At 65.0% G+C, this 23896-nt stretch carries 29 protein-coding genes and 1 tRNA gene; 19 read left to right on the forward strand and 11 right to left on the reverse strand.

Annotation, left to right across the window (positions count from 1 at the left end; genetic code table 11):
- Positions 1 to 2 precede the first annotated feature (2 nt).
- Genes YU3_RS0126335 through YU3_RS0126345 form a run of 3 tightly spaced genes read left to right on the forward strand, consistent with a single transcriptional unit; the run spans position 3 to position 2151 of the window.
- Positions 3 to 635: a precorrin-8X methylmutase gene (locus tag YU3_RS0126335; protein ID WP_027169008.1), complete on the forward strand. Its 633-nt coding sequence runs from the start codon at positions 3 to 5 to the stop codon at positions 633 to 635.
- Positions 632 to 1390, forward strand: coding sequence for a precorrin-2 C(20)-methyltransferase (locus tag YU3_RS0126340; protein ID WP_027169009.1), 759 nt, complete (start codon positions 632 to 634; stop codon positions 1388 to 1390). The genes YU3_RS0126335 and YU3_RS0126340 overlap by 4 nt, the downstream gene beginning before the upstream one ends.
- The gene (locus YU3_RS0126345; protein ID WP_027169010.1) at positions 1387 to 2151 is read left to right on the forward strand and encodes a precorrin-3B C(17)-methyltransferase; all 765 of its coding nucleotides are present in this window, start codon (positions 1387 to 1389) and stop codon (positions 2149 to 2151) included. The genes YU3_RS0126340 and YU3_RS0126345 overlap by 4 nt, the downstream gene beginning before the upstream one ends.
- Here YU3_RS0126345 and YU3_RS0126350 read toward each other — a convergent pair.
- Entirely contained in the window at positions 2115 to 2882 is a 768-nt protein-coding gene (locus YU3_RS0126350) for a cobalt-precorrin-6A reductase (RefSeq protein ID WP_027169011.1), read from the reverse strand. The two genes, YU3_RS0126345 and YU3_RS0126350, sit on opposite strands and share 37 nt — an antisense overlap.
- Before the next feature lies 1 nt (position 2883).
- Between YU3_RS0126350 and YU3_RS0126355 the strand changes: the two genes are divergently transcribed.
- From YU3_RS0126355 to YU3_RS0126390, 8 genes are all read left to right on the forward strand, one after another.
- Positions 2884 to 4122, forward strand: coding sequence for a bifunctional cobalt-precorrin-7 (C(5))-methyltransferase/cobalt-precorrin-6B (C(15))-methyltransferase (locus tag YU3_RS0126355; RefSeq protein ID WP_027169012.1), 1239 nt, complete (start codon positions 2884 to 2886; stop codon positions 4120 to 4122).
- Entirely contained in the window at positions 4119 to 4505 is a 387-nt protein-coding gene (locus YU3_RS0126360) for a cobalamin biosynthesis protein (protein WP_027169013.1), read from the forward strand. The genes YU3_RS0126355 and YU3_RS0126360 overlap by 4 nt, the downstream gene beginning before the upstream one ends.
- Positions 4502 to 5266 carry a precorrin-4 C(11)-methyltransferase gene (gene cobM, locus YU3_RS0126365; protein WP_027169014.1) on the forward strand — a complete coding sequence of 255 codons (765 nt, stop codon included), beginning with the start codon at positions 4502 to 4504 and terminating at the stop codon, positions 5264 to 5266. The genes YU3_RS0126360 and cobM overlap by 4 nt, the downstream gene beginning before the upstream one ends.
- Positions 5263 to 6078, forward strand: coding sequence for a uroporphyrinogen-III C-methyltransferase (gene cobA, locus YU3_RS0126370; protein ID WP_027169015.1), 816 nt, complete (start codon positions 5263 to 5265; stop codon positions 6076 to 6078). The genes cobM and cobA overlap by 4 nt, the downstream gene beginning before the upstream one ends.
- Complete coding sequence (locus YU3_RS0126375) at positions 6075 to 7391, forward strand: cobyrinate a,c-diamide synthase (RefSeq protein ID WP_027169016.1); 1317 nt, start codon at positions 6075 to 6077, stop codon at positions 7389 to 7391. The genes cobA and YU3_RS0126375 overlap by 4 nt, the downstream gene beginning before the upstream one ends.
- Entirely contained in the window at positions 7388 to 8155 is a 768-nt protein-coding gene (locus YU3_RS0126380) for an adenosylcobinamide-GDP ribazoletransferase (RefSeq protein WP_027169017.1), read from the forward strand. Before YU3_RS0126375 ends, YU3_RS0126380 begins: the two co-directional genes overlap by 4 nt.
- Positions 8156 to 8178: 23 nt before the next feature.
- Positions 8179 to 9204 (forward strand): nicotinate-nucleotide--dimethylbenzimidazole phosphoribosyltransferase, encoded by a 1026-nt coding sequence (cobT, locus tag YU3_RS0126385; protein WP_027169018.1) that lies wholly within the window; start codon positions 8179 to 8181, stop codon positions 9202 to 9204.
- Positions 9205 to 9428: 224 nt separating this feature from the next.
- A complete protein-coding gene (locus YU3_RS0126390; RefSeq protein ID WP_051334098.1) occupies positions 9429 to 9689 on the forward strand; it encodes a hypothetical protein in 261 nt (86 codons plus the stop codon).
- Between the two features lie 40 nt (positions 9690 to 9729).
- On the opposite strand, the gene YU3_RS0126395 is transcribed toward YU3_RS0126390, so the two are convergent.
- Positions 9730 to 9805 (reverse strand) — tRNA-Lys (locus YU3_RS0126395).
- Between the two features lie 105 nt (positions 9806 to 9910).
- Positions 9911 to 10813, reverse strand: coding sequence for a PhzF family phenazine biosynthesis protein (locus YU3_RS0126400; RefSeq protein ID WP_036259644.1), 903 nt, complete (start codon positions 10811 to 10813; stop codon positions 9911 to 9913).
- A 132-nt stretch (positions 10814 to 10945) separates the two neighbouring features.
- Here YU3_RS0126400 and YU3_RS0126405 point away from each other — a divergent pair, with 132 nt between their 5' ends.
- Genes YU3_RS0126405 through YU3_RS0126415 form a run of 3 tightly spaced genes read left to right on the forward strand, consistent with a single transcriptional unit; the run spans position 10946 to position 14154 of the window.
- Positions 10946 to 12232: an efflux RND transporter periplasmic adaptor subunit gene (locus YU3_RS0126405; RefSeq protein ID WP_027169021.1), complete on the forward strand. Its 1287-nt coding sequence runs from the start codon at positions 10946 to 10948 to the stop codon at positions 12230 to 12232.
- Between the two features lie 3 nt (positions 12233 to 12235).
- Complete coding sequence (locus tag YU3_RS0126410) at positions 12236 to 12940, forward strand: ABC transporter ATP-binding protein (protein WP_027169022.1); 705 nt, start codon at positions 12236 to 12238, stop codon at positions 12938 to 12940.
- The gene (locus YU3_RS0126415; protein WP_027169023.1) at positions 12937 to 14154 is read left to right on the forward strand and encodes an ABC transporter permease; all 1218 of its coding nucleotides are present in this window, start codon (positions 12937 to 12939) and stop codon (positions 14152 to 14154) included. The genes YU3_RS0126410 and YU3_RS0126415 overlap by 4 nt, the downstream gene beginning before the upstream one ends.
- Before the next feature lie 128 nt (positions 14155 to 14282).
- Here YU3_RS0126415 and YU3_RS0126420 read toward each other — a convergent pair whose 3' ends face one another.
- The gene (locus YU3_RS0126420; RefSeq protein ID WP_027169024.1) at positions 14283 to 14999 is read right to left on the reverse strand and encodes a hypothetical protein; all 717 of its coding nucleotides are present in this window, start codon (positions 14997 to 14999) and stop codon (positions 14283 to 14285) included.
- Positions 15000 to 15003: 4 nt separating this feature from the next.
- Entirely contained in the window at positions 15004 to 16116 is a 1113-nt protein-coding gene (locus YU3_RS0126425) for an endonuclease/exonuclease/phosphatase family protein (protein ID WP_027169025.1), read from the reverse strand.
- A 166-nt stretch (positions 16117 to 16282) separates the two neighbouring features.
- Between YU3_RS0126425 and YU3_RS0126430 the strand changes: the two genes are divergently transcribed.
- Together YU3_RS0126430 and YU3_RS0126435 are read left to right on the forward strand one after the other, a co-directional pair.
- A complete protein-coding gene (locus YU3_RS0126430; protein WP_027169026.1) occupies positions 16283 to 16864 on the forward strand; it encodes a BA14K family protein in 582 nt (193 codons plus the stop codon).
- Between the two features lie 175 nt (positions 16865 to 17039).
- Positions 17040 to 17324 carry a PilZ domain-containing protein gene (locus YU3_RS0126435; RefSeq protein ID WP_027169027.1) on the forward strand — a complete coding sequence of 95 codons (285 nt, stop codon included), beginning with the start codon at positions 17040 to 17042 and terminating at the stop codon, positions 17322 to 17324.
- Between the two features lie 18 nt (positions 17325 to 17342).
- Here the strand turns inward: YU3_RS0126435 and YU3_RS0126440 are convergent, their stop codons facing one another.
- From YU3_RS0126440 to YU3_RS0126455, 4 genes are all read right to left on the reverse strand, one after another.
- Positions 17343 to 17615: a hypothetical protein gene (locus YU3_RS0126440; protein ID WP_027169028.1), complete on the reverse strand. Its 273-nt coding sequence runs from the start codon at positions 17613 to 17615 to the stop codon at positions 17343 to 17345.
- Between the two features lie 139 nt (positions 17616 to 17754).
- A complete protein-coding gene (gene ilvC / locus YU3_RS0126445) occupies positions 17755 to 18774 on the reverse strand; it encodes a ketol-acid reductoisomerase (RefSeq protein WP_027169029.1) in 1020 nt (339 codons plus the stop codon).
- Positions 18775 to 18791: 17 nt separating this feature from the next.
- On the reverse strand, positions 18792 to 19451 hold the full coding sequence (locus YU3_RS0126450; protein WP_027169030.1) for a TetR/AcrR family transcriptional regulator: 660 nt from the start codon (positions 19449 to 19451) through the stop codon (positions 18792 to 18794).
- A gap of 130 nt (positions 19452 to 19581) precedes the next feature.
- The gene (locus YU3_RS0126455) at positions 19582 to 20031 is read right to left on the reverse strand and encodes a MarR family winged helix-turn-helix transcriptional regulator (RefSeq protein WP_027169031.1); all 450 of its coding nucleotides are present in this window, start codon (positions 20029 to 20031) and stop codon (positions 19582 to 19584) included.
- A gap of 96 nt (positions 20032 to 20127) precedes the next feature.
- Between YU3_RS0126455 and YU3_RS0126460 the strand changes: the two genes are divergently transcribed.
- Both YU3_RS0126460 and YU3_RS0126465 read left to right on the forward strand, forming a co-directional pair.
- On the forward strand, positions 20128 to 20433 hold the full coding sequence (locus tag YU3_RS0126460; RefSeq protein WP_027169032.1) for a Rieske (2Fe-2S) protein: 306 nt from the start codon (positions 20128 to 20130) through the stop codon (positions 20431 to 20433).
- A gap of 1 nt (position 20434) precedes the next feature.
- A complete protein-coding gene (locus YU3_RS0126465; protein WP_027169033.1) occupies positions 20435 to 21169 on the forward strand; it encodes a glutathione S-transferase family protein in 735 nt (244 codons plus the stop codon).
- Here YU3_RS0126465 and YU3_RS0126470 read toward each other — a convergent pair.
- Complete coding sequence (locus YU3_RS0126470; protein ID WP_027169034.1) at positions 21123 to 22379, reverse strand: NAD(P)/FAD-dependent oxidoreductase; 1257 nt, start codon at positions 22377 to 22379, stop codon at positions 21123 to 21125. The genes YU3_RS0126465 and YU3_RS0126470 overlap by 47 nt on opposite strands.
- A 46-nt stretch (positions 22380 to 22425) precedes the next feature.
- Complete coding sequence (locus YU3_RS0126475) at positions 22426 to 22836, reverse strand: helix-turn-helix domain-containing protein (RefSeq protein ID WP_027169035.1); 411 nt, start codon at positions 22834 to 22836, stop codon at positions 22426 to 22428.
- A 134-nt stretch (positions 22837 to 22970) separates the two neighbouring features.
- On the opposite strand from YU3_RS0126475, the gene YU3_RS0126480 reads away from it, so the two are divergent.
- Positions 22971 to 23864 carry an SDR family oxidoreductase gene (locus YU3_RS0126480; protein ID WP_027169036.1) on the forward strand — a complete coding sequence of 298 codons (894 nt, stop codon included), beginning with the start codon at positions 22971 to 22973 and terminating at the stop codon, positions 23862 to 23864.
- Positions 23865 to 23896 lie beyond the last annotated feature (32 nt).

Consider the following 23896-nt stretch of genomic DNA (forward strand, 5'->3'; position numbering starts at 1 on the left):
GTATGGCGGCCTACGATTACATTCACGACGGCACGGCGATCTATGAGCGCTCTTTCGCCATCATCCGCGCCGAAGCGGACCTGTCGCGCTTTTCCGAGGCGGAAGCCGATGTTGCGATCCGCATGATCCATGCCTGCGGCCAGGTCGAGGCCGCCAGCCATTTCGTGTTCTCGAACGGCTTCGTCGACGCTGCCCGCGCGGCCCTTGCCGCCGGCGCGCCGATCTTCTGCGATGCCGAGATGGTCGCTCACGGCGTCACGCGCGCCCGCCTGCCGGCCGGCAACGAGGTGATCTGCACGCTGCGCGACCCGCGCACGCACGAAATCGCCAGGGAAATCGGCAACACCCGCTCGGCCGCGGCCATCGACCTCTGGGGCGAACGGATAGCCGGATCGGTCCTTGCCATCGGCAATGCGCCGACCGCTCTCTTCTATCTGCTGGAAAAACTGCGCGACGGCGCGCCGAAACCGGCCGCGATCATCGGCATGCCGGTCGGCTTCGTCGGTGCCGCCGAATCCAAGGATGCGCTGGCCGAAAATTCCTACGGCGTGCCCTACGCCATCGTGCGCGGCAGGCTGGGCGGCAGCGCCATGACCGCCGCCGCGCTCAACGCATTAGCGAGGCCGGGCCTGTGAACGCTCTTCCTAAAGGCAGGCTCGTCGGCGTCGGCACTGGTCCCGGGGATCCCGAACTCCTGACGCTGAAGGCGGCGCGCGCGCTGGCAGAGGCCGACGTCGTCGCTTATTTCGCCAAGCGCGGCAACAACAGCAATGCGCGCGCCATCGTCGAGGCGCGCTTCCGGCCGGACATGATCGAGCTGCCGCTGCTCTATCCGGTGACGACCGAGATCGAGCGGGATCACGACGACTATCGCTCGCAGATCACCGACTTCTACGAGCGGTCCTCCGAACAGGTCGCCGAGCATCTCTGCGCCGGCAGGATGGTGGCAGTCCTGTCGGAAGGCGATCCGCTCTTCTACGGCTCCTACATGCACCTGCATGTGCGCCTCGCGCATCGCTTCCCGACCGAGGTCATTCCCGGCATCACCGCCATGTCAGGCTGCTGGTCGGCGACCGGCCTGCCGATCGTCCAGGGCGACGACGTGCTCACCGTGCTGCCCGGCACGATGAGCGAATTCGAGCTGACGCGGCGCCTCGCCGACACCGATGCCGCCGTGATCATGAAGGTCGGCCGCAACCTGCCAAAAATCCGCCGTGCGCTGGAAGCGACCGGCAAGCTGGCAAAGGCGGTCTATGTCGAGCGCGGCACCATGCCGGGCAGCGTCTCGATGCGGCTTGCCGAAAAGCCCGACGACAAGGCCCCCTATTTCGCCATCGTGCTGGTCGCAGGCTGGTCGGCCAGGCCCGGAGCCCCCGGGGCAAAGCCATGAGCGGCCGCCTCACAGTCATCGGCCTTGGCCCCGGCAATGCCGATCAGGTCACGCCGCAGGCAAGCCATGCCGTGGCCGAGGCTTCCTTTTTCTATGGCTACAAGCCCTATCTCGACCGGCTTGAGCTGCGGCCTGATCAGACCCGCATTGCTTCCGACAATCGCGAGGAGCTTGCCCGTTCCAACGAAGCGCTGGCCAAGGCAGCCGAAGGCCACAACGTCGCTGTCGTTTCCGGCGGCGATCCCGGCGTCTTCGCCATGGCTGCGGCCGTCTGCGAAGCGATCGAAGTCGGGCCGCCCGAGTGGCGAGCCATTGACGTCTCGGTCGTTCCCGGCGTCACCGCCATGCTTGCGGTCGCCGCCCGCATCGGCGCGCCGCTCGGCCATGATTTCTGCGCCATCTCGCTCTCCGACAATCTGAAGCCCTGGGAACTGGTCGAGCTGCGCCTGCTAGCGGCGGCCGGCGCCGGCTTCGTCATCGCGCTTTATAACCCGATCAGCAAGGCGCGCCCCTGGCAGCTTGGCCGCGCCTTCGAATGCCTGAAGGCGATCCTGCCCGGCACCACGCCGGTGATCTTCGGCCGCGCCGCCGGCCGGCCGGACGAGCGCATCGAGGTGGTTCTGCTGGCGGATGCCGATGCGGCAAAGGCCGATATGGCGACCTGCATCATCATCGGCTCGCCCGAGACCCGGATCATCAAGCGCGGCGAAAGGCCGGCGCTGGTCTATACGCCGCGCTCGGCAACGGGGTCGAAAAGATGATCGACCACCCCGGCCAGTGCATCGACGGTTTCAGCCGAGGGAACGTCCGGCAAGGTTGGGCGGCGGATCATGACCACCTCGATGCCGAGCGCGCGCGCCGCGACGATCTTGCCGTGGGTAGCAGCGCCGCCGCTGTTCTTGGAAACGACCGCGTCGATCCTGTATTTTTCGAGCAGCGCCCGTTCATCCGCTTCGGCAAACGGCCCGCGCGCCAGGAGGTACTGCGCATCCGGCACCGCGAGCGCCGGATCGACCGGATCGACGCTGCGGATCAGATAGCGGTGCTGCGGAGCAGCTTCGAAGGCGCCCGCCTCCTGCCGGCCGATCGCCAGGAAGACGCGGCGTGGCGCCGTGCCAAGTGCTTCAACCGCTTCCGCGACACTGTCCACCAGCGTCCAGCGATCGCCCGCGACAGGCTCCCAGCCGGGACGCCTCAGCGCAAGGATTGGCACATCGGCTTGCCTGGCCGCTTTGGCAGCGTTGGCCGAAATGCGCGCCGCGTATGGGTGCGTGGCGTCGATCAGCAGGTCGACATGCTCCCCGCGAAGATAGGCGGCCAACCCGTCCGCGCCGCCGAAGCCGCCGGTACGCACGGGCACGCCTTGCGCCATGGGACTTTCGGTTCGCCCGGCCAACGACAGCGTGACCGAGAAATCCTTGCGATGGGCGAGCTTTCCCGCCAGCTGCCGGGCTTCGGTCGTTCCGCCGAGGATCAGGATACGGTGGGTCATCATGCCTGCTAAGGATCCGCTCGCCGTCAAATCCACCTCAAGGTGGCTCACCATCGTCGGCATCGGCGAGGACGGTGTAGCGGGTCTCGGCGACGAGGCCAAGCAGCGCATTGCGCAGGCTGAAGTCGTCTTCGGCGGCAAGCGGCACCTCGCCCTCATCGTGTCACTATTGAAAGGCGAAGCCCGCCCTTGGCCGACGCCGTTCGATGCCGAAATGCGTGACGTGCTGGCGCTCAAAGGCAAAAAAATATGCGTGCTAGCTTCCGGCGACCCATTCTTCCATGGCGTCGGCGTGACGCTGGCACGCAAAGTCAAACCGGAGCAAATGCTTGTCCTGCCGGCGCCCTCCTCGCTGTCGCTTGCCGCCTCCCGCCTCGGCTGGGCGCACGACGTGGAGACCATTTCGCTGCACGGCCATTCGATCGACCTGATCCGGCCCTTGCTGCACCCCGGCACGCGCATCCTGGCGCTCACATCGGACGGCGACGCACTGGCAGCCATCGCCAAACTGCTGGATGAACTCGGCTTCGGCCCTTCGCGATTGACGATCCTTGAGGCGCTGGGCGGTCCGGGCGAAACGCGTCGCACCGTTCGCGCCGATGCCTTTGACCTCAAAAACATCAACCCGCTCAACGTGCTGGCGCTCGAAATTGAATCGACGCCCGATGCGCGCGTCCTGCCTTTGACGGTTGGCCTTGCCGACCATCTGTTCGAGCATGACGGCCAGATCACCAAACGCGAGATCCGCGCCATCACGCTGTCCGCGCTGGCGCCGAGGCGCGGCGAGTTGCTGTGGGACATCGGCGCCGGTTCCGGCTCGATCGGCATCGAGTGGATGCTGGCGCATTCCTCGCTGCGCGCCATCGCCATCGAGGCCGACGGCGAACGCGCCGCCCGCATCGCCCGCAATGCCGCGCATTGCGGCGTGCCCGGCCTTGTCGTGGTCGAAGGCGCGGCGCCCAAGGCATTCGGCAAGCTGGAAACACCCGACGCTATTTTCATCGGCGGCGGCGGCAGCGATGCCGGCGTGCTGGAGAAAGCCGTCAAGGCGCTGCGTGCCGGCGGCCGGCTGGTCGCCAACGCGGTGACACTGGAGATGGAGGCGCTGCTGCTCGACCAGCACGTCAGGCGCGGCGGCGATCTCACCCGCATCGCCCTCTCGCGCGCCGCACCGGTCGGGTCCATGCAGGCCTGGCGACCGGCGATGCCGGTGACGCAGTGGAGCTGGGTGAAGCCATGATGGTCGCGGGCATCGGCAGCCGAAAAGGCGTTGGCGTTGAAGACGTGCTCGCGGCGATAGAAACCGCGCTCGAAGCGCATGGTCTGGCGATGACGGCGCTTTCGGCTCTGGCAACCGGCGAAATCAAGCGCGACGAACAGGCAATCTTCCTTGCCGGTCGCGACCTCGACCTCCCCGTGCTCGTCATCTCCGACGCTGCTCTGCAAGCCGTCTCGTCCAGCACGATCAGCCAATCCGAAGTGTCGCAGGCCCACGCCGGCACGCCGTCGGTTTCGGAGGCCTCAGCCCTGGCAGCGGCGGGTAAAGGTGCAAAACTGCTCGGACCGCGCACAGCGCTCGGTCCTGTCACCTGCGCCATCGCACTTGGCGGAGATGCCGCTTGACCGTCCACTTCATCGGCGCCGGACCGGGCGCGGCCGACCTCATCACCTTGCGTGGCAGCCGCCTGCTGGCATCCTGCCCGGTGTGTCTTTATGCCGGTTCGATCGTCGCCCCGGAGCTGCTGGAACATTGCGCGCCCGGCACCAGACTGATCGACACCGCGCCGATGTCGCTCGACGAGATCGAGGCTGAGTATGTCGCTGCCCACAAAGCTGGCCACGACGTCTCCCGCCTGCATTCCGGCGACCTCTCGGTGTGGAGCGCGGTGGCCGAGCAGATCAGGCGGCTGGAAAAACACGGCATCCCTTACACGCTCACGCCCGGCGTGCCCTCCTTCGCGGCGGCAGCGGCAGCGCTTCGCCGTGAGCTCACCATTCCCGAACTCGCGCAAAGCCTGGTGCTGACGCGTGTTTCCGGCCGCGCCTCGAAAATGCCGCCGGGCGAGACGCTCGCCGGCTTCGGCCGCACCGGCGCCACGCTTGCCATCCACCTCGCCATCCATGCCATCGATCGCGTCGTCGCGGATCTGACGCCGTTCTACGGAGCCGAATGCCCGGTCGCGGTCGTCTTCCGCGCTTCCTGGCCGGACGAGCGCATCCTGACCGGCACGCTTGGTACGATCGAAGCGCTACTGGCGGAAAACCCGATGGAACGCACGGCGATCATCTTCGTCGGCAGCGCGCTTGCAGCGCAGGATTTCGGCGAAAGCTCATTGTACGACGCCCACTACCAGCGGCGTTTTCGCGGACGGGACGGATTGTGAACGGCAGCGCCAACAGAAGCGGACGGGCAACGGTCGAGCAGGCGCTGGCGCGGCTGAACTTCAAGCCGCGAGAGCTTGAGCCCGGCCATGTCTGGCTGGCCGGCGCCGGCCCCGGCGATCCCGGCTGCCTGACGCTGGAGGTGCTGGCCGCACTCGGGCAATGCGACGCGCTGGTCTATGACGCGCTGGTCTCGCCCGATGTCGTGGCGGTCGCCGAAGGCGCAGAGCTTTTCTACGCCGGAAAACGCGGCGGCCAGCCTTCGATGAAGCAGGATGACATCAACGCCCTGCTGGTGCGGCTGGCGCGTGAAGGCCGTCGTGTCGTGCGCCTCAAGGGCGGTGACCCCTATATTTTCGGCCGCGGCGGCGAAGAGGCTTTGGCGCTCGCAGGCGAAAACATCCCATTCCGGGTGCTCTCCGGTCTCACCTCCGGTCTCAGCGCGCTTGCCGCCACCGGCATTCCCGCCACCATGCGCGGCATCAACAAGGCCATTGTCCTCGCCACCGGCCACGCCGCCGGCACCGCTGACGACATCGACTGGGCAGCGATCGCCCGCACCGGCCAGCCGGTTGTCGTCTATATGGGCATGGCTAACCTACCGATTATCGCAGCCGCCCTGCTCAAGGGCGGTCTCGCACCGTCGACTCCCGCGGCGGTGATCGTCGCCGCGACCACGCCGCAGGAGCGCATTGTCGTCGCGACGCTGGCGACCATCGCCGACGAGGCCACCGCCGCCGGGCTTGCCTCGCCGGCGCTGATCGTCGTCGGCGGCATTGTCGCCATGCGCGCGGCACTGGCGGGTCAGACATGACGGCGCGCGCGATCATCATCGGCGCGCCGCGCTCGGGCTCGGGCAAGACCAGCGTCACCATCGGCCTGTTGCGCGCGCTCGCCCGGCGTGGACTGAAGGTGCGAGGCGCGAAATCCGGGCCGGACTATATCGACCCGGGCTTCCACACCGCCGCCACGGGCCTCTCCGGCGTCAATCTGGACAGTTGGGCGATGTCGCCTTCCCTGCTCAACGCGCTGGCAACGCAGGCAACGGATGATGCCGAATACATCATCCTGGAAAGCGCGATGGGCCTGTTCGACGGCATTCCCGCTCCCGAGGGCCGTTCAGGCTCGGCCGCCGATCTTGCCCGGCTCTACGGCCTGCCGGTGCTGCTGGTGCTCGACGTTTCCGGGCAATCGACCACGGCCGCCGCCGTCGCCAAAGGTTTTGCCACTTACGATCCGGCCGTGCGCATGGCCGGCGTCGTGCTCAACCGCCTCGGCAGCGAACGTCACCGGCGGCTGTCGGGCGATGCGATCGAGGCGATCGGCCTGCCGGTGGTTGGCGCCATCCTGCGCGATCCGACGCTCAACCTGCCGGAGCGGCATCTCGGCCTCGTCCAGGCCGGCGAATACGAGAACCTGATGGCGCATCTCGACCGGCTGGCCGACATGGTCGAGAAGTCGCTCGACATCGACGCCATCCTGACGCTGGCGAGGCCGCTGGAACCGTCGGCCGGCAACTTCGGCGATGCATTGCAGCCGCCCGGGCAGCGCATCGCGCTGGCGGAGGATGCCGCCTTCACCTTCCTCTATCCGCATGTCGCCACGCATTGGCGCAAGGCCGGCGCCGAGATCGTGCCTTTCTCGCCGCTTGCCGACGACGCTCCTTCGCAGGACTGCGAGGTCTGCTGGCTGCCCGGCGGCTATCCCGAACTGCATGCCGGCAAGCTGGCGGCCGCGACGAACTTCCAGGCAGGAATGGCGCGCTTCGCGACGACGAAGCCGGTACATGGCGAGTGCGGCGGCTTCATGGTGCTCGGCGAAGTGCTGGAGGATGCGGACGGGCAAAGCCACAAGATGCTCGGCCTGCTCGGACATTCGACCAGCTTCGCCAAGCGCAAGATGAACCTCGGCTATCGCGAGGCGCGGCTGCGCGCCTCCTGCCCGCTGGGCCCCGAGGGCACGTTGATCCGCGGCCACGAATTCCACTATGCGCAGATGCTGGCTGCCGGCAATGACGAGCCGCTGGCCGACCTTGCCGACGGCCAGGGCAATCCGCTCGGCGCTTCCGGCTACCGGCGCGGCCATGTCAGCGGTACCTTCTTCCATGCCATTGCGAGGGGCGCATGAGCGGGCCTTCCGCACCCCGGCAAGTGCTCGACGATATCGGCCTCAGCCTCGTCTTCTTCACCAGGCTGAGGCTTCCCTCGATCGATTTCGGCGGCCGCAGCCTTGCCGACGCGATCTGGGCGGCGCCCTTTGCCGGTCTCGCGGTGGCGATCATCGGCGCGCTCGTCTATGCCATCGCTACGGTCTTCGGCCTCGCCATCGGACCGGCCTCGGCACTCGCGCTTGCCGCGACGATGCTGGTCACCGGCTGCCTGCACGAGGATGGGCTTTCCGACATCGCCGACGGCTTCGGCGGCGGCAGGACACGCGACAGGAAACTGGAGATCATGCGCGACAGCCGCATCGGCGCCTATGGCGCCGCGGCGCTCGGCGTCTCGCTGCTCATCCGCTGGAGTGCGCTTTCGGAGCTGGCCGGCCCCGGCCACGTCTTTCTGGCGTTGCTCGCCGCGCATGCCGCTTCGCGTGGCCTGTTCGGCAGCTTCATGCACCTTCTGCCCCCTGCCCGCAGCGACGGACTGTCGGCGGGCGCCGGCGCCGTCGCGGCCGAGACCGCCATCGTCGGTGTGGCCCTCGGCGCAGTGGCGCTACTGGCGCTCGGTCTCGGCGGCGCCATCGCGGCGCTGATCCTGCTCGGCCTGCTGTTTGCCGCGTTCCGCGCGCTTTGCCTCAGCCAGATCGGCGGCCAGACCGGCGACACGATCGGCGCGCTGCAGCAGCTTGGCGAGATCGCGGTGCTGCTTACCGCTTCCGTTTGCCTTTCTTGATTCTTTTTGGAGACCTTGCCCCCATGTCCACCCAATCAACTTCCTTCAATTCGCTCGAAGATCTTCGCGCAGCCTGCCTCGATCTGCCTGCCGGCAGCGACACCGCGGCAAGCGCCGTCGCTCGCCGCCAGGAAACGCTGACCAAGCCGCCGGGCAGTCTCGGCCGGCTGGAAACCATTGCCGCCTGGCTGGCGCGCTGGCAGGACCGCGACATGCCGAAGCTCGATGCCGTGAAAGTCTTCGTGTTCGCCGGCAACCACGGCGTCACCGCGCAGGGCGTGTCGGCCTATCCGTCGGAAGTCACTGTCCAGATGGTGGCGAATTTCGCCGGCGGGGGTGCTGCCATCAACCAGCTCGCACGCATTGCAGGCGCCAGGCTCGACGTCATCCCGCTCGATCTCGATCACCCGACCGGCGATTTCACGATAGCGCCGGCTATGGACGAGAAAGCGTTCCTCGCCGCCGTCTCGGCCGGCTACGATGCCGTGACCGACGATCTCGACCTCGTCTGCTTCGGCGAGATGGGCATCGGCAACACCACGCCGGCAGCGGCGATCTCGACCGCCCTCTTCGGCGGCGGCGCTGAAAAATGGACCGGACGCGGCACCGGCGTCGACGACGCAGGCCTGATCCGCAAGATCACCGCCATCGAGGCAGGCCTCAAGCGTCACGCCGATTCGCTCTCCGACCCTTTGAAGATCGCGGCTGCCCTTGGCGGGCGTGAGCTTGCAGCGATCCTCGGCGCCACGCTCGCCGCGCGCAAAAACAACGTGCCGGTGCTGCTCGACGGCTTCGTCTGCACCGCCGCCGTCGCGCCGCTGGCAAGATTGCATCCGACCGGCCTCGCCCACACCATCGCCGCCCATGTCTCCGCCGAGGCCGGCCATCGCCGACTGCTCGAAGCGCTCGGCCTGCCACCGCTGCTCGATCTCGGCATGCGGCTCGGCGAAGGCTCCGGCGCCTGCCTTGCCGTCAACATCGTCCGCTCGGCGCTTGAATGCCACGCGAGGATGGCGAGCTTCGCCGAGGCAGGTGTGTCGGAAAAATAAAAATCGGTCGAAATTTCAGCACTATTGAAACATCGAAATAACGTCATCTTGATTATTCCATGAGACGTAGATGTCTCACGGGAGATCGATCGATGTATTTGAATTATCTAATATCCGCTGCAATTGTTGTTGCAGCGGCTTCGCCGGCCTTGTCCCAGGACCAATATGTTCGCCCTCTTCGTCCGGGTGAAGACGGGTCGGCCAGGATCCAATCCTCGATCTCGATGACCTTTCCGGTCAAGGATGACGACGACGCTGCCACGCAGCAGCAGGTCGCGCTTCGCTCCTTCTACAAGGTCGCGGCGGGCAGTTGCGCCATGGTGCTCGAGACCGTCGCCGATACATGCGAGATCGCCGGGATGAGCACCAATCTCAACGCCAGGGATCGCAACATCGGCGGTTACGGCGGATCGCAGCTCACGGTGAGCGGCCAGATCACGATGAAGGTCAAGTTCAAGGCGAACCTCGGCAAGCCGGCACCCTAGGCGCCGTTGCAGTCTACTCGTTGTTTTTATGAGAAGATTTTGGTGGGTGTGCACAGGATCGAACTGTGGACCCGCTGATTAAGAGTCAGCTGCTCTACCAACTGAGCTACACACCCACACCGCCGGGAAAACCCAGCGTCGGCGGGCATATAGCCGCCGGTTTCGGGGATGTCCAGCCCTGCCGGATCATTTCCCGACAAATCGCCGAATTGCCGCAGGCGTCAAACAAAAAGCCTGCCTTCCGCCACCTTGATGGCGTGGCCGCCGATGCGCGCGGAGACCAGTTTTCCGGCCTCGACGTTGAGCTCGAGCCGGATGCGCGACGGCCTGCCCATTTCCAGCCCCTGCTCGATCCAGAGCTGTGAGGTGCCGTCGGTCGGGGCGTCGAAATGCATGATGGCGCCGGCGAAGGCCGCCGCGGCCGAGCCGGTTGCGGGGTCTTCGTAGGACGGATTGCCGGGCACGATCATGCGCACATGAAAAGCGCTGTCGTGATGCACCGTCTCACGGCAATAGACGTACGGGCTGGCCATGGCCCATTCGCTCTTGCGGGGTGCCAATTCCGACCACGCCTGGTTGTCGAGCCTGATCTTGTTCGCCTCCTCCAGCCCGGCAACGGGAACAGTCACATAAGGCACGCCGGCCGACCAGAAGGCGACGCGGTGATTCTCGAAGCCGATCTCGTGCGGGGCAAGGCCGAGCGCCGCGCCGATCGCCTCGGGATCGGCCTTGAGCTCCAACGGCTCCGGCAGTTTCGCCAGATCGAACTCAGCGAAGGTCGAGCCGTCATGCTTGCTCACCGCGCAACGCACCGGTCCGATATTCTCCTCCAGCACGAAGATGCCGGTCGCCTCGCCGGCGAGTTCGGCCAGCGCGATCGCCGAACCGACCGTCGGATGCCCCGCGAAAGGCATTTCATAATCGGGCGTGAAGATGCGGATACGGTTGCGGTGCTTTGGATTGTCGGCCGGCAGCACGAACACCGTCTCGGAAAGATTGAATTCGCGCGCGACCGCCTGCATGCCGGCAGTGTCGAGCCCATCGCTGTCGAGCACCACCGCAAGCGGGTTTCCGGCCAGCCTTTCGGTGGTAAACACATCGTAAAGCAAGTAATTGCGCGCCATGGAGAAAACCTTTCGCTCCGCCTCGAATTTCTGCCTCAATCCAACATGAGGGAAATTTAATTTGAAATTCGAACCTTAAGGCCTGATTTGTGCACGGATAGGGACATCAATTTTTCAACATAGGGGTCCGGCGTGGACCAGCTTGTCAATCCGCCAAACGCGGAATCCGATACTTCCATAGAGGCCGCGCTCGGGCTCGACCGTAAGGGCGTAAGCCGCAAGCGTCGCCGCTTCTGGCTCTACGGTCTGCTGGCGATAGCGATTGTCGCGGCAGGCATCGGCGTCTACCAATGGTATGCCGCCGCTCCGCCGAAGCTCGCGTATACCACCGTGCCCGCGGCGACCACCGACCTCACCGTCGAGGTATCGGCCACCGGCACGCTGCAGCCGCTGACCCAGGTCGACATTTCCAGCGAGCTCTCCGGCATCGTCCGCTCGGTCGCGGCCAATGAAAACCAGCAGGTCAAAAAGGGCGACGTGCTGGCGACGCTCGATACCGCCAAGCTGGAAGTCCAGATCGAACGTGCCGAAGCCTCCGCCAAAGCGGCGGCGGCAGCCGTCGAGACCGCCAAGGTGACCTTGCAGGAAAACGAGAACGCCGTGGTGCGCGCCGCGGCCCTCACCAAGCGCGGCATGGCGACGGACCAGTCGCTCGAAGCGGCGACCGCGACGCGCGATCGTTCGAAGGCGGCGCTGGACAGCGCCGAGGCCAACCTGGCCATCGCCCAGGCCGACCTCAAGGCGCAGCAGACCGACCTTGCCAAGAGCACCATCTATGCGCCCATCGACGGCATCGTGCTCACGCGCTCGGTCGATCCCGGCCAGACGGTCGCGTCCTCGCTGCAGGCGCCCGTGCTCTTCGTCATCGCCGCCGACCTGAGGAACATGGAATTGCAAGCCGCGGTCGACGAGGCCGATATCGGCGCGGTGAAGCCCGGCCAGCACGCCCGCTTCACCGTCGACGCCTTCCCGGACCGTCCGTTCGACGCGGAGATCCGCGACATTTCCTACGCCTCGGTCACCACCGACGGCGTCGTCACCTACAATGCGCGTCTCGAAGTCGACAATGGCGAGCTTCTGCTCAGGCCCGGAATGACGGCGACGGTTTCCGTCGTCACCCGGCAGGCCAAGGGCGTGCTTACCGTTCCCTCGGCAGCCTTCCGCTATCGCCCGATGCAACGGGCGGACCGCGGCTGGAGCCTGCGCGACCTTTTCACCGGGCGCATGGGCCGCCCCAACCGGCAGCGCGAAGCGACGAAGGCGCCGACCGACGGCTCGCGCACGCTTTATGTGCTGGAGAACGGCCGGCCGCATCCGGTCAACGTCAAGATCGGTTCGACCGACGGCGAGTTGACCGAGATCACGTCCGGCCTCGACGAGGGCGCGCAAGTCATCACCGGCGCGCAGCAGCGGAGCTGACCGGTGTCGGCACCCCTGCTCATCACTTTCGACAAGGTCTGGAAAAGCTATGGCCAGGGCGAGGCCCGCGTGCATGCGCTGGCCGGCGTCGATCTCGCCATCCGGCGCGGCGAATTCGTCGCCATCATGGGCCCGTCCGGCTCGGGCAAGTCGACCGCCATGAACATCATCGGCTGCCTCGACACACCGACCGTCGGAACCTACTCCTTCATGGGCATCGACGCAGGCCGGCTCGACCGCAACCGCCGTGCCTTGCTGCGCAACCTCTATGTCGGCTTCGTCTTCCAGGGCTATAATCTCCTGCCGCGCACCACGGCGGCGGAAAATGTCGAGCTGCCGCTGATCTATCGCGGCGTTGCCGCGCGCGAGCGCCGCGATCTCGCCATGCAGGCGCTGGCCGAGGTCGGTCTTGTCGGGCGCGAGCACCACACGCCGGCCGAGCTTTCGGGCGGCCAGCAGCAACGCGTGGCGATCGCCCGCGCCATTGTCACCAGGCCGACGCTGCTAGTCGCCGACGAACCGACCGGCAATCTCGATACGGCGCGCACGCACGAGATCATGGAGTTGCTGACCAGGCTCAACGCCGGGCTCGGGCTCTCCATCGTCATGGTCACGCATGAGGCCGATGTCGCCGGCTATGCCGGCCGCACCATCCGTTTCCTCGACGGCCATGTCGCTTCCGACACGATGAAGGCGGAGGCGGCATGATCTGGGAGACCGTCCGCCTTTCGCTGCGCTCGATCCGCCGCAACGTGCTGCGCTCGTTCCTGACGCTGCTTGGCATCGTCATCGGCGTCGCGGCCGTCATCGCCATGCTGACTATCGGTTCCGGCACGACGGAGAAGGTGAAGGCCGATATTTCGAAGCTCGGCAGCAACCTGCTGGTCGTTCGCGCCGGCCGCCCGGCTGGACCCGGCGGCCCAGGAGGTCTCGACCAGGCGGTCCGGCCGCTGGCCGAAAAGGACGTCGTCGCGCTGGTCGCGCATCTGAGCGGCGCGCGCGCGATTTCGCCCGCCTCGCAAAAACAGGTCCGCGTCATCTTCGGCACCGAAAGCCTGACCTCGGGCGTGACCGGCACCGACAGCGCCTATCTCGACGCCCGCGACTGGAAGCTGGTTTCCGGACGGCCGTTCAGCGATTCCGAAACGCGGGCCGGCACCGGTGTCTGCCTGATCGGCGAAACGGTGCGCCAGCAATTCTTTGGCGCCGGCGATCCGCAGGGCGAGATCATCCGCGTCAACCGCACCTCGTGCAAGATCATCGGCCTGCTCGAGCCCAAGGGCTATACCGGCTTCGGCCAGGACCAGGACAATGTCGTCCTGATGCCATTGCACGCCTATCAGCGGCGCATCGCCGGCAACCGCGACATCGACAACATCTACATCGCCGCCGACGACCGCACGCCGACCACCGAGCTGCAGCCGCGCGTCGAGGACATTTTGCGCGACACGCGCCGCATCACGCCTGACCGCGATGCCGATTTCGCCATCCGCGACATGACCCAGATCGCCGATGCGATGACCAGCGCCACCACCACCATGACCGGCATGCTGGGTGCGGTGGCCGGCGTCAGCCTCCTGGTCGGCGGCATCGGCATCATGAACATCATGCTGGTCTCGGTCACCGAGCGCACGCGCGAGATCGGCATCAGGCTGGCCATCGGCGCGCATGAAAAACATATCCTCATCCAGTTCCTGGTCGAGGCGACGGTTCTGTCGCTCTTAGGCGGCATCATCGGCATCCTGATCGGGCTTTCGCTGGCCGGCCTCGCGTCGATGGCGCTGACGATACCGTTCGCGCCAAGCCCAGCCGTCATCCTGCTCGCCGTCGGCTTTTCGGCGCTGATCGGCATGGTATTCGGCTTCTTCCCGGCGCTGCGCGGCGCACGTCTCGATCCGATCGACGCATTGCGGCACGAATAGAAGGCAACAGAGCCAGGGCCGTTCTAAAAGCGCGTCGCGCTGAAACGGATTCAGGCGACGCGCTTTAAGTCTTTGTTTTTATGCATGTCGTTGTCCCAGAACCGCTGCACACTTCTGGGCGACATGCATTAGTTGCCGTTGGCGAAATGCCACTCGATCAGCGGCTTCATGTGCGGCATCAACCCGTCCGGCAGATCGACGGCATTGCGGATGATGACCGGCCCCTCGATCTCCGGCTCCGCCTCGGTGGCGACGAAGGCGCTAATGCGGCGCGCCAGCTCGTCGGCCGGTTCGGCCACCCGATAATGTCGGACGATCACGGTGCCGCTCGCCGTCGATAGCGCATGATAGCGCTGCCCACGTTCAGCCTGCGACAGGTCGAGCCCGGTCTCTTCCCCCACCTCGCGGATCATGTTGAAGTCGACATCGACAAGGCCGTCGCGGAAGTCGATCGGCTCGAACGAGCCGGCGGCAAAATAGACGCGGCCGGCATTGACCGTATGCAAACCCATGCGGATCGCCACCAGCGCATTGTCGCCGGCAACCAGCATGGCATGCGCATAGGCATGCTCGGCGCCGGAATTCTCACGCCGGTTACGCCACAGCAGGAAGGTCGAATACTTCACCGCATGGCAGCGGCCGACGAGGCGATTGTCTCGATAAGCAAGCTCGGAAAGCAGCACCACGGTGCCGTCGAACAGCGCCGGATTGGCCGCGATCTCCTGCCGCCAGTTCTCGGCGATCGCCTCTGCATTGCGCACCGCGAACGGGTGCGGGCCGGGATCCAGGCGGACGTCGATCGCGTCGACCGGCAGGATGACGTTGCGTGGCAGATCGAAACTCATCGGGTCACGCCATATCCAGTGTGATCGCCACGGGGCAATGGTCCGACGCCTTCGGCCTGTCCCAGCCGGCGCGCGGGAAACGCTCGACCTCTTGTCCGGGCGGAAAGATGGTGCGCCAGGGCTGGCCGCTGCGAATAATGTCGGGAACCGCGGTGGCGTTCTTCGCGGCCAACGCCTTCGACAGCAGGATATAGTCGAGCTGGCAGAGATGTCGCTCCTCCGGGCCGCGTGTGTGGTAGAAACTCCAGCGGTCGATCTCCGGCCGCCGTTCGACGACGTTCTCGCAAAACCCACCGGCGGTCAGGGTATTGATCGAGGACCGGGCTTCGTCGACAACCTCGAACCGGTAGCCGTCGATGGCGTCGCCGTCGATCTTTACGCGTTGCCGGTAATCGTTCAGGTCACCGCAGATCGCCCAGCGCTTGTCGGCGGCGTGGTCCTTGCCGAAGCGTTCCTCGATGATGCGGCGCACCGCCTGCGCCTCGGCAATACGCAGCGCCATCGTCGCCTGACGGCCGTCCAGCCCGTTGCGCGGCGAGCCCATCGATTTGAAATGCACGAGATAGAGCGTCAGCGGCGCGTTGCCGACCTTCAGGTCGATCTCGAGGCAGTCGCGGCGAAAAATACGCTCACTGGGAAGATAGCCGAGCGCGGCGAGCTCTGGCGTAAACAGGCCGAATTGTTCGAAGGTGACATAGGCATGGCTGGTCATGCGCACGAATTCGATCGGCTGCCCTTGCGCGGTCTCGTTGCGCATCATCAGGGCGACATCGATGCCGCGCGTATCGTTGCCGGCGGTGGTGTATTTCTGCCGGTAGCCCTGCCCGACCATCTTGAACAGATAGCCATATTCGAACGCCTTCAGCGCCTCGATATTGTCGACCTCCTGCATGCAGATGATATCCGCGCGGGTGGCCGCGATGGCGAGTGCCGTCAACTGGCGCGTGTCGTCGGACTGGGCGATCGTGCGGGCCTGCTCGAGGATCCGGTATTCAGCCTCGCTCTGGATATCGAACAGCGCCAGCGTGCGGTCTTCATTGAGCTGGTTGCGATAACCCGAGAAATCGAACCTGTTCATCAGGTTCTCGACATTGAAGGTGGCGAGGCGCAGCGACATGGCCGTGACCTTTGCCCGCAAGCGACGGCGAAAACAAGAGCCGGGCTCGATGCTCGTCATGGTTGATGGAACCTTTCCGTTCATCCCCCGTTCAGACGGAAAGTTCCAACAATAGGCCATTTCCCGGGTGCTCTGGGCGTGGGGCCTTTACTCCTTGGAGAGTGAAATGAAACGGTTGTTTTCTTCCCTTGGATCCGGGCTTTTGGCCCTGGGTCTCGTCACCGGCGTGACGGCGCCGTCGGTTGCCGGCCCGATCCTGCAACCCGATCTTGGCGTCGCGACGAATGCCACGGCGCCGAAGATCATTCCGGTTCGCGACAGTTGGGCTGGCGGCAACAACAACGGCGGCTTCCAGGACTGGCGTTGGCGTCACCGCGGCGGCGACTTCAGGTGGCGTGGTGGCGACCGTCACTTCTCCCGCAACTGGGACGGCGGCAGGTGGGATGGCGACGGCGACTGGCGCTGGCGGCATCATCACCGCCGGCACTTCCGGGACGGCGATGCCGCGCTCCTCGGGCTAGGCCTAGGCCTAGGCTTGGGCAGCCTGGCCTACCGCAACTCCTATGACCCTTACTATTACGATCCCTATCCGCGCTACGTTCAGCCGCGACGCATCTACCGGACCGAGCGGCTGTCCAGCGCACATGTCCAGTGGTGCTACGACCGCTACCGGTCGTATCGCGCCTGGGATAATACTTTCCAGCCCAACTATGGGCCCCGCAAGCAGTGCTGGTCGCCTTATAGCTGAGCTGCCCGCCAACACAGACAGGGAAACGGCGCCCTTCTTCGCGGCGCCGTTTTATTTTGTCGCGACCCGATGCCCGCGACCGCGATAACCCTAAATTTATCAACGGCGCCTATTCATCCATGCCGGTGCTCCACATGCCGATTCGCGGCGAAGATCCGCCAGGACGTACCCCGCAATGGCCGAAAACGAACTCAGGATCCAACACCGGCAACGCGTGCTGAAGGGCGCGACGATCCTGACCGGCATCACCAATTCCGAGGTGAAATGCACCGTGCGCAACATGCATGCGAACGGCGCGGAGTTGAAAGTGCCGATCGATGCACGTGTGCCGGACGATTTCCTTCTCTACGTGCCGATCGACGGCATCGGCTACAAGGCCCTGGTGCGTTGGCGCCGCGACGATCGCATCGGCGTCGAATTCACCGGCACCGAGCCTAAACCCCATTGGCATTATGGCTGAAGGGCGGATCGCGCCTTCTCAAGCGACGAATTGAACGCCGACCAGTCTCACCGAGCGCCAGCGTACAAGCGCGGCACGCGCAGCCCCATTGACCACCAGCTCGAAACCGTGCGGCACGCCGGTCGCATCGCCGAAGCTCAGTTGTGCGCCGTGTTCGGACTCGTTGCGCATCAATCCTTCGACCACTCCGAAGCCGCCGTTAAACCGCAAGGTTGCGCCCCTGAGCACACGCCTGCGCCGCTCCATCCGGCGTTCGCCAACAAATGCAGCGCCATTATCCGTGGTTTCCATCGCCAGTCTCCCCATCACTGTTCTGGGCCATGCGAAGCGAATTGTGTGCCAGCATAATCGTATCGAAATGAAACAGCCGGGCGAGAAAAAGCCGGCGGATCGCTCCACCGGCTTCTCCAAGCAACTAAGAAATTACGAATTAGTTCTTCGCCTTGTCGACCAGCTTGTTCTTGGCGATCCACGGCATCATGGCACGCAGCTTGGAACCAACCTCCTCGATCTGGTGGCTGTCGTTGTTGCGGCGGATGCCTTTGAAGCGCGACAGGCCGGCGCGATATTCCTGCATCCATTCCGAGGTGAACTTGCCGGTCTGGATGTCCTTCAGGATGCGCTTCATCTCGGCCTTGGTCTCCGCCGTGATGATGCGCGGACCCGAGACGTATTCGCCCCATTCGGCGGTGTTCGAGATCGAGTAGTTCATGTTGGCGATGCCGCCTTCATAGATCAGGTCGACGATCAGCTTCACTTCGTGCAGGCACTCGAAATAGGCCATTTCCGGCGCGTAGCCGGCTTCCACCAGCGTCTCGAAGCCGGCGCGGATCAGTTCGACCAGGCCGCCGCACAGCACAACCTGCTCGCCGAACAGATCGGTCTCGCATTCCTCGCGGAAATTGGTCTCGATGATGCCGGAACGGCCGCCGCCGACACCGCAGGCATAGGACAGAGCGAGGTCGAGCGCGTTGCCCGAGGCGTCGTGGTTGACGGCGACCAGGCACGGCACGCCGCCGCCCTTCTGGTATTCGCCGCGCACCGTGTGGCCCGGGCCCTTCGGCGCGATCATGACGACGTCGACCGAAGCCTTCGGCTCGATCAGGCCGAAATGCACGTTGAGGCCGTGCGCGAAAGCAATCGCGGCGCCGTCGCGGATGTTCGGCGCGATCTCGTTTTTGTAGATGTCGGCCTGCAATTCGTCGGGCGTGGCCATCATCATCAGGTCGGCCCATTTGGCGACGTCGGCCACGCTCATCACCTTGAGCCCGTCGGCCTCGACCTTCTTGGCGGTGGCGGAGCCGGCTTTCAGACCGATGGCGATCTCCTTGACGCCGGATTCCTTGAGGTTGAGCGCATGCGCCCGGCCCTGGCTGCCATAGCCGATGATGGCGACCTTTTTGCCCTTGATCAGATTGAGATCGGCGTCACGATCGTAATAGACACGCATTTTGTCTTCCTTCCCGTTTATAGATCAGTGGCCCTGCGGCCGGTTTTTGCTCCGAAAAGAGCGAGAAACTGTTGCGTCGCGCGCACGGCGTCGCCGCCGATCGTCGCCTCAGTCAATTCCACCCGGTCGCCGAGCAGCAGACGGATCTGCACGTCGCGTCCGACCAGGCCGAAAAAGGTCCGGAACGCCGTTTCGGCGTCCTCGAAATCGAGCAGCCCGGCCTGCCGGCCAGCTTCCAACACCGGCTTCAGGCGCCTGGCAAGGGCGAAGCGGCCATTCTGCAGTACGACCGCGCCGAGATCGTCCTTCCCGGACCCGGCATGGCCGACGGCGACGCGGTTGAGCGCGATCGACGTATCGCTGGAAATCACTTTCAGCCAGTCGGATGCAAAGCGTTCAAGGCTCGCCGTCAGCGAAGCAAGGTCGAGCCCCTTGCGATCGACCGGCGCAACACGCACCTTGGAAGCCTGCCACTGCACTGTCGCCGTCAGCAGGCCGTCGCGGTCGCCGAACCATTTGTAGAGCGTTTCCTTCGAGCAGCTTGCCCGCCGCGCCACCGCTGTCATGGTCAGGTTGTCGCCCTCCTCCACCAGCAGGCGAAGTGCCGCATCCAGCACGGCCTGCTGGCGCTCGGTGAGCGTTTCGCTTGTGTCGATGTCGGCGCCAGCCTGCAGCACGCTCTGTCCTGTTTTCCCGGTCGCTCGGAGGCGTACCGTACGTTACGGTTCGGTTTATTGCGTATTTCGGTTTCCGGCGCAAGGGGCTGCGGCGAAAAATGACCCGGCGGAACAGCGAAAGGCTCGCCAGCTAATCGTTGGCCGGCGGCGCGCGCAGCCGCCCAAGCAGGCCGGCCAATGTCTTCAGTTCCTGGGCTGAAAGCCTGTCCCCCATCAGTTCGGCGATCGAGGCTCCATAGATCGCCCAGATGCGGCGGCGCATCTCCCGGCCACCTGGCGTGATGCGCACGGTCTGGCCGCGGCCGTCATCCGAGACGGGCAGCTTCTCGATCAGGCCGTCGGCCTCGAGGCGGGCCAACAACCGGGAGACGCTGTACTGCGCGAGCAGAACGCGATCGATCAGCTCGAAGGGACGCAAGCCGCCCTCGCCCGCTTCGGCGAGCTCGTGCAGCACGTCGTACCAGGCAAGCGACGGCAGGCCGTTTGCCTTCAGCGCATCCTCGGTCCTTTCGACCAGTTGGCGTGACACGCGCATCAGGCGCGCCCAGGCGGTGACGGCTTCGGGTGATGTTTTCGTCATCAGGGCAGTCTAAGCGATAGATGCAATTGCATCAAGCTTGACGATCGATGCAAGCGCATCTATATAGATGCAAATGCATTTATACGGAGTAGCCCGATGAAACACGAAATCTGCAAGATCGCCGATATCCCGCAAACCGGCAGCCTGGTCGCACCCTTCTTCGGGCGCGAGGTCCATGTCTGGCGCAGCGGCGAGCGCATCCGTGCCGCGGCCAATGTCTGCCTGCATTTCGGCGGACCGCTGGACTGCAAGGACGGCACCTTCGTCTGTCAGTGGCACGGCGCCCGCTTCAATATGGAAAACGGTGAGCGCCTCGAAGGCCCGGCGCCGAAGGGCTCGCGCCTGATGTTCCTGTCGACTCGGGTCGAGGACGACGCGCTCAATTATGTCTGGGGAGAGTGAGATGACCGCCAAGTTCACCCTCGCAAAGCTCACCCTCGTCAGCCATCGCCTCTGCCCCTACGTCCAGCGCGCGGCGATCTCGCTTGCCGAGAAAGGCGTGGCGTTCGAGCGGGTCGATGTCGATCTTTCCAGCAAGCCCGACTGGTTCAAGGCGATCTCGCCGCTCGGCAAAGTGCCGTTGCTCCGCGTTCGACGCGATGGTGGTGAAGAGGTCATTTTCGAATCCGCCGTCATTCTCGAATTCCTCGAGGAGACGGAGGCCAATCCGCTGCACCCCGCCGATACGCTGGAGCGGGCCAGGCATCGCGCCTGGATCGAATTCGGCTCGGCCATCCTCAACGCCATCGGCCGCTTCTATTCCGCTGCTGATGAAGCTGCGTTCTTCAAGGAAAGCCAAGCTCTGTCCGAGATGTTCGCGCGCCTTGAGGCCGAACTGTCGGCAAGGCGAAGTGGTCCGTGGTTCGCCGGCGAGCGCTTCTCGCTGGTCGACGCCGTCTACGGGCCGATCTTCCGCTACTTCGACATTTTCGACCGCATCGGCGATTTCGGCATTCTGGACGGCAAGCCGCTCGTCCAGGCCTGGCGCGGGGCCTTGAGCGAACGCCGTTCGGTGAACGAAGCCGTCAGCCCGGATTATCCCCGGCGGCTGCATGCCTTCCTTCGGGCAAAAAGCTCTTATCTGTCCGAGATCATCCGACTTCAGGCCATTGCAACTCCGCAAGCCCGATCCGCTTGAACGGGTCGACCACCGTTCCGGCGACCATGGCGGCGAGGAATTGCGGCCCCGGCGGAATTCTCGCCAGCGCCGCCACCATACGGTCGCGGACGAAGGGCAAGGTTAGGGAGTCCGATTGGTAGAACGGTGTCAGCGACAGCGACAGCGCCTGGAAGACACGCACATGCCAGCGACGCGCCTTGGCATAGGTTTCAAGCGCTGCCTCGACACTATCCGCCCGCGCCAGTGCATGGCTGAGCGCCGCCGCGTCGAGCAGTGCCATGTTGGCCCCTTGCCCGAGCTGCGGGCTGGTCGAATGGGCGGCATCGCCAATGACGGCCAGCCTGCGGCCCATCGGAAGCTTCATCGTGTGATGGCCATAGCGTGCCAGCGAAAGCTGCTCGAAACTGTCGATCTGACTGGTGAATGCCTCGCTCCGCGGCCATAGGCGGACCACCTTCTCCTTCCAGGCATCAAGGCCAAGGCTGCGCACCGCGTCGGCATCGGCCGGCTTCAGGCTCCAGAAGAAGGCTGCCATCTTTCCGGCACCGGCATCCGGCCGGCCGATCGGCAGCACGCCGATCATCACGCTGGCTCGGTCGTAGCGCTGTAGGAGCGCGTGCTCGTCAAAACCTTCGCGCCAGCCGAGCGAGGCCCAGAACGCGCCATAGGCGAGCGGTCGTGGTACGCCTGCATTGCCCGCGCATTGCCGCAGCTTCGAGCGCGAACCGCTGGCGTCGATGACCAGATCGAACGGTCCTGCCCTTCGTCCCTCGCCAAAAATCACCGTCGCCCGTTCGCCGGCCTCCACGGTTTCGATCTCGACGCCGGTCTCGATGGCGATCGCCTCGCGCCGGACGGCGCGAAAGAGCACGCCGAACAATGCCGCCCGGTGCACCGCGAGCCCGAAGCGGCGGCCGCGCCGCGCGTCGTATCGGACTTCGAGCACGGTGCGGCCGGTCGAGGCATCGGCGCCATGCAGGCGATCGATGCGGGCGCCGAGCGCAACCATGTCGTCGAGCAGGCCGAGATCGGCCAGAACCGTCAACCCGGTCGGCTGCAGGATCAGCCCGGAGCCGACGGGCTTGGGCTCTTCGAAGCGCTCGAAGATGGTGACCCTGTGCCCGGCACGCTTGAGATAGAGCGCCATGGCGAGCCCCGCCGGACCCGCGCCTGCAATTGCGATATCGTAGGAAATGCCGATGCCCCCAAGCCGAACCGGCCGGGACAATCCTTCAGCCGCCGGGTGAAATCAAGTCGCGGCGCCGTCCGGAGGCTTACGCCTGGGCGGCATCAAAATCGGCGCGCGCCGCGCGCACCGCATCATGGTTGAGTTCGGCCCATAGAATCAATTGATGAAAGGCGCCGAACATCGAGCGCCCGAGATCGGTCAGGCTGTATTCGACGCTCGGTGGTTTGGTCGGGAACACCTCACGATGCACATAGCCATCGCGCTGGAGATCGTACAGCGTCTGGGTCAGCATACGCTGCGAAATGTCGGGCACAAGGCGCCTCAACTCGCCGAAGCGATAGGGTCTCTCAGCCAGCGCCATCATCAGCAGCGATCTCCATTTGCCGCTGACGCCCTGGATAACTTCACGAACCGGACAATTGGCAATGTTGCCGCCGCCGCTTATCGCTTTGTAGGTCTCCATCTTCGATTTCAGATTGATGACCTTGCCGTCCATGGCTGGTTCCCTGCCTGTGCCTACCTCCCGAAAAACTGCCTTCTTTACGGCACCGGGTCAATTCCTATTTTAGTGCTGGTCTCTTTCTGAGACTACCACTCGACCGCTTTTGCGGCGCAATGTCAGGATCCCCCATGACCGAAACCCTCCTCGTTACCGGCGCCTCCGGCCAGCTCGGCCGCGGCGTCATCAACCATCTCCTGGACACGCACAAAGTACCGCCGGCAAAGATCATCGCCACCACACGCAATCCAGAAAGCGTGGCCGATCTGGCGCTGCGCGGCGTCATTGTCAGGTCCGCCGACTTCAACGACTCGGCCTCGCTGGAAACCGCATTCAACGGTGCCGACAATGTGCTGATCATTTCGACCGGCGATCTCGATCTCAAAAGCGGCAGGCGCCTGAAGCAGCACGAAAATGCCGTCGCCGCAGCCAAAAACGCCGGCATTTCCCATCTGCTCTACACCTCGATGCCCAATCCGGAGCCCGGCTCCCCGGTGCTGTTTGCCGATGACCACTACAGCACCGAGCAGGCAATCAAGGCGAGCGGCATCCCCTACACGATCTTCCGCAACGGCTGGTACCAGGAGAACCTGTTCCTGGCGCTGCCGCACGCGATCGCCTCGGGACGCTGGTATACGTCCGCCGGCGAAGGCCGCATTGCGCACGGCGCACGCGATGACATGGCAGCGGCGATCGCCGCCGGTCTCGCTGGCGCCTCAAACGAGAGCAAGACCTACACCTTGACCGGTCCGCACGCCTACACCACGGCCGAAATCGCCGCCCTGGTGAGCGAGGTCACCGGCAAGCCGCTCGATGTCGTTCAGGTTCCGGACGAAGCTTTGACGGAAGGAGTGAAGGCATCAGGCGTTCCCGAGGATTTCGCCGAGGTCGTCGTGTCCTTCGACGCCAACACGCGCTCCGGCCGCATCGCCATGGTGACCGACGCCATCGAGACGCTTTCAGGCAGGACGCCAAAGACGCTGAAGCAGTTCCTCGAGGCGAACAAGGCCGCATTGGCCGGCTAAAATCAGCGCGCCTTGGGCATCTCGTCCGGGGC

The organism is Mesorhizobium sp. WSM3224, assembly GCF_000427725.1.
In the GTDB taxonomy this organism is placed as follows: domain Bacteria; phylum Pseudomonadota; class Alphaproteobacteria; order Rhizobiales; family Rhizobiaceae; genus Mesorhizobium.

Excerpts from the sequence above, each read along its gene's own strand:
- YU3_RS0126335 (WP_027169008.1), top strand. The coding sequence starts at position 3 with ATGGCGGCCTACGATTACATTCACGACGGCACGGCGATCTATGAGCGC.
- YU3_RS0126345 (WP_027169010.1), top strand. The coding sequence starts at position 1,387 with ATGAGCGGCCGCCTCACAGTCATCGGCCTTGGCCCCGGCAATGCCGAT.
- YU3_RS0126350 (WP_027169011.1), bottom strand. The coding sequence starts at position 2,882 with ATGACCCACCGTATCCTGATCCTCGGCGGAACGACCGAAGCCCGGCAG.
- YU3_RS0126355 (WP_027169012.1), top strand. The coding sequence starts at position 2,884 with ATGCCTGCTAAGGATCCGCTCGCCGTCAAATCCACCTCAAGGTGGCTC.
- YU3_RS0126360 (WP_027169013.1), top strand. The coding sequence starts at position 4,119 with ATGATGGTCGCGGGCATCGGCAGCCGAAAAGGCGTTGGCGTTGAAGAC.
- YU3_RS0126375 (WP_027169016.1), top strand. The coding sequence starts at position 6,075 with ATGACGGCGCGCGCGATCATCATCGGCGCGCCGCGCTCGGGCTCGGGC.
- YU3_RS0126380 (WP_027169017.1), top strand. The coding sequence starts at position 7,388 with ATGAGCGGGCCTTCCGCACCCCGGCAAGTGCTCGACGATATCGGCCTC.
- cobT (WP_027169018.1), top strand. The coding sequence starts at position 8,179 with ATGTCCACCCAATCAACTTCCTTCAATTCGCTCGAAGATCTTCGCGCA.
- YU3_RS0126390 (WP_051334098.1), top strand. The coding sequence starts at position 9,429 with ATGACCTTTCCGGTCAAGGATGACGACGACGCTGCCACGCAGCAGCAG.
- YU3_RS0126400 (WP_036259644.1), bottom strand. The coding sequence starts at position 10,813 with ATGGCGCGCAATTACTTGCTTTACGATGTGTTTACCACCGAAAGGCTG.
- YU3_RS0126415 (WP_027169023.1), top strand. The coding sequence starts at position 12,937 with ATGATCTGGGAGACCGTCCGCCTTTCGCTGCGCTCGATCCGCCGCAAC.
- YU3_RS0126420 (WP_027169024.1), bottom strand. The coding sequence starts at position 14,999 with ATGAGTTTCGATCTGCCACGCAACGTCATCCTGCCGGTCGACGCGATC.
- YU3_RS0126425 (WP_027169025.1), bottom strand. The coding sequence starts at position 16,116 with ATGTCGCTGCGCCTCGCCACCTTCAATGTCGAGAACCTGATGAACAGG.
- YU3_RS0126430 (WP_027169026.1), top strand. The coding sequence starts at position 16,283 with ATGAAACGGTTGTTTTCTTCCCTTGGATCCGGGCTTTTGGCCCTGGGT.
- YU3_RS0126435 (WP_027169027.1), top strand. The coding sequence starts at position 17,040 with ATGGCCGAAAACGAACTCAGGATCCAACACCGGCAACGCGTGCTGAAG.
- YU3_RS0126440 (WP_027169028.1), bottom strand. The coding sequence starts at position 17,615 with ATGGAAACCACGGATAATGGCGCTGCATTTGTTGGCGAACGCCGGATG.
- ilvC (WP_027169029.1), bottom strand. The coding sequence starts at position 18,774 with ATGCGTGTCTATTACGATCGTGACGCCGATCTCAATCTGATCAAGGGC.
- YU3_RS0126455 (WP_027169031.1), bottom strand. The coding sequence starts at position 20,031 with ATGACGAAAACATCACCCGAAGCCGTCACCGCCTGGGCGCGCCTGATG.
- YU3_RS0126460 (WP_027169032.1), top strand. The coding sequence starts at position 20,128 with ATGAAACACGAAATCTGCAAGATCGCCGATATCCCGCAAACCGGCAGC.
- YU3_RS0126465 (WP_027169033.1), top strand. The coding sequence starts at position 20,435 with ATGACCGCCAAGTTCACCCTCGCAAAGCTCACCCTCGTCAGCCATCGC.
- YU3_RS0126475 (WP_027169035.1), bottom strand. The coding sequence starts at position 22,836 with ATGGACGGCAAGGTCATCAATCTGAAATCGAAGATGGAGACCTACAAA.
- YU3_RS0126480 (WP_027169036.1), top strand. The coding sequence starts at position 22,971 with ATGACCGAAACCCTCCTCGTTACCGGCGCCTCCGGCCAGCTCGGCCGC.